Source organism: Albidovulum sp., assembly GCF_008933605.1.
GTDB lineage: Bacteria > Pseudomonadota > Alphaproteobacteria > Rhodobacterales > Rhodobacteraceae > Albidovulum.
This window is the reverse complement of sequence record NZ_WBUS01000163.1, coordinates 1-7,083: the sequence shown is the minus strand read 5'-3', so window position 1 is coordinate 7,083 and position 7,083 is coordinate 1. Positions and strand designations below refer to the sequence as shown.

Below are 7,083 nucleotides of genomic sequence, written 5' to 3'. Positions count from 1 at the left end.
GAGCTGCACCGCCTCGGCCCTGAGCCCGGCAGGCCAGGCAAGCTCCATGGCCTCGCCGGTCCTCAGCTTCTCCCATGCCTTCGACCCGAGGGCGCGTTGAACCGCCCCTCGCGCCGCCCGGTCCAGCCGGCGCGCCGGGGCGCCGAGCCTTCCATCGGGCGGCAGCAGCAGGACAAGACGCCCCTCGGCCGCGGCAAGGGGGTCGAAGGCGGTGGCGGCAAATTCGAGGGTCAGGGGAAGGGTCATGACGTGCTCCGGCAGATTTCGGCGCCGACCCTATCCCCGCCCCCTGACCTTGGCCAGATATGAGTTTTCCCGCCCCGAGCTTTCGTCTAGGGATGGGGCGAGGCAGACCGACGAGGAAGCAGTGTCGAAATTCGACAGATACATGCTGTCGCAGCTGATGATGCTCTTCGGCTTCTTCGCGCTTGTCCTCGTGTCGGTCTACTGGATCAACCGCGCGGTCTCGCTCTTCGACCAGCTCATCTCCGACGGCCAGTCGGCTTGGGTCTTTCTCGAGTTCACCGCGCTGACGCTGCCGAACGTGATCCGCCTCGTGCTGCCGGTGGCGGCCTTTGTGGCCTCGGTCTACGTCACCAACCGGCTCGCCTCGGAAAGCGAGCTCGTGGTGATGATGGCCACCGGCTTCTCGCCCTTCCAGCTGGCGCGGCCGGTCGTCTATTTCGGCCTCGCGGTCACCCTCATGGTCGCGGTCCTCGCCCACGTCCTCGTGCCGGCGAGCCGGACCAAGCTTGCCGAACGGCGGGGCGAGATCGCCGAGAACGTCGCCTCGCGGTTCCTGACCGAGGGGACGTTCCTGCATCCCGCGAGCGGGATCACCTTCTACATCCGCGAGATCAGCCCGCGGGGAGAACTCGAGGACATCTTCCTGACCGATGCCCGTACGCCGGGCCGGCGGACGACCTACACCGCCGATCGCGCGCTGCTGGTGAAAAGCGAGACGGGGCCGAAGCTCGTGATGTTCGAGGGGATGGCCCAGACGCTTGCCACGGCGACGGCGTCGCTTTCGGTCACGCGCTTTGCCGATTTCTCCTACGATCTCGGCGCGCTCATCGGCGCCGCGGCCGACCGGCTGCCCTCGGTCGAGGAACTGCCGACACCCGTCCTCCTCGCCGCGTCGGCCGACAGCGCGGCCGCCTACGGGACGACCGAGGCGGCGATGCTGCTCGAGGGGCACGAGCGCATCGCCCGCCCCTTCCTCGCGCTCGTCTCGGCGCTCATCGGCTTCGCCACGCTCCTCACCGGCGGCTTCAGCCGCTTCGGCCTCTGGCGGCAGATCGCGCTCTCGGTCGTGCTCCTCGTCTTCGTCCAGTTCCTCGCCAACGGCGCGACGAGCCTCGTCGCCCGCTCGTCCTCGGCCTGGCCCGCGATCTACCTGCCGGTGGCGGCCGGGCTCGGGATCGCCGCCGTCCTGCTCGCGCTCGCGGGCCGGGCGCGACGCGTGCACCACGGCCTCGTCGCGGCGGTGGCCTCATGACGCTCGCCCTCTATATCGCCCGCCGCTTCGCCAAGACCGTCCTCACGGTCTTCGCGGGTTTCTTCGTCCTTCTCTACCTCATCGACATGATCGAGCAGATCCGCCGCTTCGCCGACGCCGACATCAGCCTCGGCGCGGCGGCGGAGCTTGCGGCGCTGAACACGCCGCAGGCCGTCTACCGCATCCTGCCGATGATCCTGATCCTCGCCTCCATCGCGCTGTTCCTCGCGCTCGCGCGGTCCTCCGAACTTGTCGTGATCCGCGCGGCCGGACGCTCGGCGCTCCGGATGCTGCTCGCGCCCCTCGTGACCACGCTCCTCATCGGCGCGGTCGCGGTCGCGCTGCTCAATCCCATCGTCGCCGGCACCGCCAAGCGCTACGAGACGCTCGCCAACCGCTACAAGCTCGGCGAGGGCAACGTGCTCTCGGTCTCGCGCGAGGGGCTCTGGCTCCGCCAGGGCGGACCCGAGGGGCAGACCGTGATCCACGCGGCCCGGTCGAACACCGACGGGACGGTGCTTTACGACGCGAGCTTCCTCGCCTTCGCCGAGGCGAGCGGTCCGGTCGCGCGCATCGACGCGGCCGAGGCGCGGCTGACCGAGGGCGCCTGGACCCTGACCGACGCCAAGGAATGGCGCTTCGACGCGGGCGGCAACCCCGAACGCGACGCGCGCCGCCAGGCCGCGCTCGACCTGCCCTCGGACCTCACGCCCGACCAGATCCGCGACAGCTTCGGCACGCCGTCCACCATCGCAATCTGGGACCTTCCGGCCTTCATCGACGGGCTCGAACGGGCGGGCTTCTCGGCGCGCAAGCACAATGTCTGGTTCCAGATGGAACTCGCGCTGCCGCTTCTTCTCATGGCGATGGTGCTCGTCGGCGCGGGCTTCACCATGCGCCATGCCCGGTCGGGGCAGACCGGCACCATGGTGCTTCTCGCCATCGTCTCGGGCTTCGCGATCTTCCTGCTGCGGAACTTCGCCCAGGTCCTCGGCGAGAACGGCCAGATTCCGATCGTCCTTGCAGCCTGGAGTCCGCCGCTCGCCGCCGTGCTTCTCTCGCTGACCCTCCTTCTGCATCTCGAGGACGGCTGATGCGGCGGCTTCTCCTCGCCCTCCTCTTCTGGCTCGCCGCCCTCCCCCTGACCGCAAGGGCGCAGGAGGCCGCGACCCTCGTCGCCGACCGGGTCTTCCTGACCGCGGACGACCGTCTGACCGCCGAGGGCGCGGTCGAGGTCTTCTACAAGGGCGCGCGGCTCACCGCGCGGCGGATCGTCTATGACGGCGCGACCGAAGAGCTCGCCATCGAGGGGCCGATCACGCTGACCGATGGCGCGGGCACGGTAATCCTCGCCGATCAGGCGGAGCTCTCGCGCGACCTGACCGAGGGCGTGCTGCGGAGCGCGCGGATGGTGCTCGACGTGCAGCTCCAGATCGCCGCGGACGAGATCGCCCGGTCGAGCGGCCGCTTCACCCGTGCCTCGCGCGTCGTCGCCTCCTCCTGCCAGGTCTGCCCGTCGAACCCGACGCCGCTCTGGGAAATCCGCGCCCGCAGCGTCCTCCACGACCAGACCGAACGCCAGCTCTACTTCGACCACGCCCAGTTCCGCGTCGCCGGAATCCCCGTCTTCTACGTCCCGCGCCTGCGGATGCCCGACCCGACGCTGAAACGCGCCACGGGCTTCCTGATGCCCCGCTTCCGCACCACGACGGCGCTCGGACCGGGGCTGAAGCTGCCCTATTTCATCGCCATCGGCGACAGCCGCGACCTGACGCTGATGCCCTACCTCTCGGCCAGCCGCACCCGGACGCTGGAGTTCCGCTACCGCGAGGCGCTGCGATCCGGCACCATCGAGGTGAACGGCGCCGTCACCCGCGACGACCTCCTGCCCGGCGACACCCGCGGCTATCTCTTCGCCTCGGGCGCCTTCGCCCTGCCCCGCGACTTCCGCCTCGGCTTCACCTTCGAGGAGGTCAGCGACGACGCCTACCTGCTCGACTACGGGCTGGAGGAGAAGGACTTGCTGGAAAGCGGCGTCGCCGTCACCCGCACCCGCCGCAACGAGCATGTCGAGGCGCGCCTCTTCCGCTACTGGTCGATCCGCGCGGGCGACGACAACGCGGTGCTGCCGACCCTCGTCGGCGACCTCAGCGTGATCCGCCGCTTCTCGCCCAGGTTCATCGGCGGCGAAGCGCAGTTCGAGTTCGACCTGCACAGCCACCGCCGGTCCTCCGACCTCGCCACCGACGCGAACGGCGACGGCACGGTGGACGGCCGCGACGTGGCGCGGGTGAGCGCGGTCATCGACTGGCGGCGCAGCTGGATCCTGCCGAACGGCATGGTCCTCGCCGGTGCCGCCGAGATCACCGCCGACCTCTATTCCATCGGCCAGGACCCGGCCTATCCCGGCACGGTGACGCGCCTCCTTCCCGCCGCCGCGGTGGAGTTGCGCTGGCCCTGGGTCCGCTCGGCGGGCCCGCGCGGGGCGAGCCAGGTGATCGAGCCGGTCGCGCAATTCGTCTGGGCGCCGGACAGCGCCGACGCGGTGCCGAACGAGGACAGCCAGATCGTCAACTTCGACGAGGGCAACCTCTTCGACTTCAGCCGGTTTCCCGGCGCCGACGGGCGCGAGCTCGGCTCGCGGCTGAACCTCGGCCTGACCTGGACGCGCCACGACCCCGCCGGCTGGACGCTCGGCGTGACGGCGGGCCGGGTCTTCCGGGCCGACGACCTCGGACAGTTCTCGACCGCCTCCGGCCTCGACGGGACCAGTTCGGACTGGCTCGTCGCCGCGCATCTCGTGACGCCCGACGGGCTTCGCGCCATGAACCGGATGACCTTCGACGACGGCCTCGACGTCAGCCGCGAGGAACTGCTGCTCGGCTACGACGGCGGCCGCTACGACCTCACGGCGGGCTATCTCTGGCTCGTCGCCGACCCGGCCGAGAACCGCCTCCAGCCCACGTCCGAGCTTGTCTTCGACGCCGGATGGGACATGGGGGCGAACTGGCGCGGCTCCTTCACCGGGCGCTACGACTTCGAGGCCGCACGGGCCACGCGCGCCGCCCTCGGCGTCGCCTGGCGGACGGACTGCGCCACGGTCGATCTTTCCCTCTCGCGTCGCTTCACGTCCTCGACTAGTGTGAAGGCCGACACCGACATCAACCTGTCGGTCATCCTGCACGGGGTCGGCGCGGGGATCGACGGGCGACGCTACCGGCGAAGCTGCGGACCCTGAGAGGCGGGCCCCGCGGGATGAAGAGAACAGAGCAGACGGACGGCAGACGATGCGCATCACGACCCTGATCCCCCTCGCCCTCGCGGGCCTGACCGCCCTTGCAGCGCCCTCAGTGGCCCAGTCGGGCCAGTTCTCGCCCGTCGTCGTGGTGAACGACAGCGCGGTGACGCGCTACGAGCTTGACCAGCGGGTGCAGTTCCTCACCATGCTGCGCGCACCGGGCGATCCGGTTGCCGAGGCCGAGAAGGGGCTCATCGAGGACCGGCTGAGGATCGCGGCCGCGAAGGCGGCGGGCATCACGATCAACGACCAGCAGATCGCCGCCGGGATGGCGGAATTCGCCGGCCGCGCCAATCTCGACACCGAGCAGTTCCTGCAGGCCATCGGCCAGGGCGGCGTCGCACCCGAGACCTTCCGCGACTTCGTCGCCGCCGGCCTCGCCTGGCGCGAGGCGGTGCGGGCCCGGTTCCTCCCAAAGGTCGCGATCAGCGAGGCGGAGATCGACCGGGCGCTTTCGGTGCCGGCGCAGCGCGGCGCAGGGCCGCGGGTGAACCTCTCCGAAATCCTCATCCCCACCTCGGGCGGCACCGCGATGGAGAAGCGCGATTTCGCCGAGGAACTGGCGAAGTCGATCGGCTCGGAGGCGGCCTTCGCCGCCGCCGCCCGCCAGCACTCCGCCGCGCCGTCGCGCCTGAACGGCGGCCAGGTCGGCTGGATTCCGGTCACCAACCTGCCGCCGCAGGTGCGCCAGGTCATCGCCGGCATGGGCAACGGCCAGGTAAGCCCGCCCATCAACCTCGGCAATGCCATCGCCATCGTCCGGCTCCGGGGCATCGAGCAAGGAGGCGAGATTTCGGCGGGGAACCTGACCGTGGATTACGCCCAGGTCCTCCTGCCCGGCGGGCGCTCGCCCGAGACGCTCGCCGAGTCCGAGCGCATCCGGGGCGAGGTCGATACCTGCGATGACCTCTACCGGGTGTTCAGCGGCGCCCCGGCAGGCACCGTCCGGCGCGAGACCCGCGCGCTCGCGCAGGTGCCTGCCGACATCGCGGGCGAACTCGCGCGCCTCGACGACAACGAGGTCTCGACTGCCCTGACAAGCGGCGGCGGGCTCGTCTTCCTCATGCTCTGCAGGCGGTCCGCCACGCTCGCAGCCGGGCCCGCGCCCTCGGCCGCCGATCTCGCCGCCCCCGCGGCGGATGGCGTCCCGGCAATCGACCCGACGCTCGGCTTCGGCCAGGGCCCGAACCGCGCCCAGGTGCGCGAGGAACTGACCAACCAGCGCCTCGCCGCGCTGGCGGACGGCTGGCTGGCGGAACTCAGGGCCAATGCCATCATCCGCACGCCCTGAGGCCGGGTGCCGATGACCGCCCCCATCGCGCTCACCTGCGGCGACCCGTCCGGCGTCGGACCGGAGATCGCCGCCAAGGCGCGGGCGCGGCTCGGGGCGGATCTCGACTTCTTCTGGATCGGCGACCCTTCGCACCTGCCGCAGGGGACGTCCTGGGTGCAGATCGCGCGGCCCGCCGACGCGGCGCGCGTCGCGGCGGACCACCTGCCGGTGCTGCGCCACGAGTTTCCCGCCGCCGCCCTGCCCGGCGCGCCGGCGGCGGAGAATGCCGCCGCCGTGATTGCCGTCGTCGCCCGCGCCGTGGCGCTCGCGATTGCCGGGGAGGCTTCGGCCATCTGCACCGCGCCGATCCACAAGAAGGCGCTGAAGGACGGCGCCGGCTTCGCCTTTCCCGGCCATACCGAATACCTCGCCCATCTGGCGGGGGTTCCGCGCGTGGTGATGATGCTCGCCTGCGACGCGCTCCGGGTGGTGCCGGCGACGATCCACATCCCCCTGGCCGAGGTGCCGCGGCAGCTGACGGCGGAGCTTCTGGAGGAGACGATCCGGATCACCCGCGCGGGCCTCCTGCGCGACTTCGGGCTCGACGAGCCGCGGCTCGCCGTGGCGGGGCTCAATCCGCACGCAGGCGAAGGCGGCGCCATGGGGGGCGAGGAGATCGCGCTCGTCTCGCCCCTGCTCGAGCGACTGCGCGCCGAGGGCTTCGCCCTCGCCGGGCCGCTCCCCGCCGACACGATGTTCCACCCGGCGGCGCGGGCGCGCTACGACGCGGCGATCTGCATGTATCACGACCAGGCGCTGATCCCGATCAAGACGCTCGACTTCGCGGGCGGCGTCAACGTGACGCTCGGCCTTCCCTTCGTGCGCACCTCGCCCGACCACGGCACCGCCTACGACATCGCGGGCCAGGGGCTGGCGGACCCGTCGAGCCTCGTCGCCGCGCTGCGGCTCGCGCGCGAAATGGCGCGGAACCGGGCCGGGTGATGGCGACGGTGG

5 protein-coding genes and 1 pseudogene are annotated in these 7,083 nt (G+C 71.3%); 5 read left to right on the top strand and 1 reads right to left on the bottom strand.

Going from position 1 to position 7,083, the window contains the following annotated elements; translation table 11 throughout:
* Positions 1-246: pseudogene (locus F9K34_RS15945) on the bottom strand (leucyl aminopeptidase); the annotation flags it as partial.
* A gap of 121 nt (positions 247-367) precedes the next feature.
* Between F9K34_RS15945 and lptF the strand changes: the two are divergent.
* From lptF to pdxA, 5 genes are read left to right on the top strand one after another with little or no spacing between them, the layout of a single operon-like run.
* Positions 368-1,498, top strand: coding sequence for an LPS export ABC transporter permease LptF (gene lptF / locus F9K34_RS15940; RefSeq protein ID WP_291338107.1), 1,131 nt, complete (start codon positions 368-370; stop codon positions 1,496-1,498).
* Entirely contained in the window at positions 1,495-2,592 is a 1,098-nt protein-coding gene (gene lptG / locus F9K34_RS15935; protein WP_291338106.1) for an LPS export ABC transporter permease LptG, read from the top strand. The genes lptF and lptG overlap by 4 nt, the downstream gene beginning before the upstream one ends.
* Complete coding sequence (locus F9K34_RS15930) at positions 2,592-4,736, top strand: LPS-assembly protein LptD (RefSeq protein WP_291338105.1); 2,145 nt, start codon at positions 2,592-2,594, stop codon at positions 4,734-4,736. Before lptG ends, F9K34_RS15930 begins: the two co-directional genes overlap by 1 nt.
* A 49-nt stretch (positions 4,737-4,785) precedes the next feature.
* Positions 4,786-6,087 carry a peptidylprolyl isomerase gene (locus tag F9K34_RS15925; RefSeq protein ID WP_291338104.1) on the top strand — a complete coding sequence of 434 codons (1,302 nt, stop codon included), beginning with the start codon at positions 4,786-4,788 and terminating at the stop codon, positions 6,085-6,087.
* Between the two features lie 12 nt (positions 6,088-6,099).
* Entirely contained in the window at positions 6,100-7,071 is a 972-nt protein-coding gene (gene pdxA, locus F9K34_RS15920) for a 4-hydroxythreonine-4-phosphate dehydrogenase PdxA (RefSeq protein WP_291338103.1), read from the top strand.
* Positions 7,072-7,083: the final 12 nt, after the last annotated feature.

Excerpts from the sequence above, each read along its gene's own strand:
- lptG (WP_291338106.1), top strand. The coding sequence starts at position 1,495 with ATGACGCTCGCCCTCTATATCGCCCGCCGCTTCGCCAAGACCGTCCTC.
- F9K34_RS15930 (WP_291338105.1), top strand. The coding sequence starts at position 2,592 with ATGCGGCGGCTTCTCCTCGCCCTCCTCTTCTGGCTCGCCGCCCTCCCC.
- F9K34_RS15925 (WP_291338104.1), top strand. The coding sequence starts at position 4,786 with ATGCGCATCACGACCCTGATCCCCCTCGCCCTCGCGGGCCTGACCGCC.
- pdxA (WP_291338103.1), top strand. The coding sequence starts at position 6,100 with ATGACCGCCCCCATCGCGCTCACCTGCGGCGACCCGTCCGGCGTCGGA.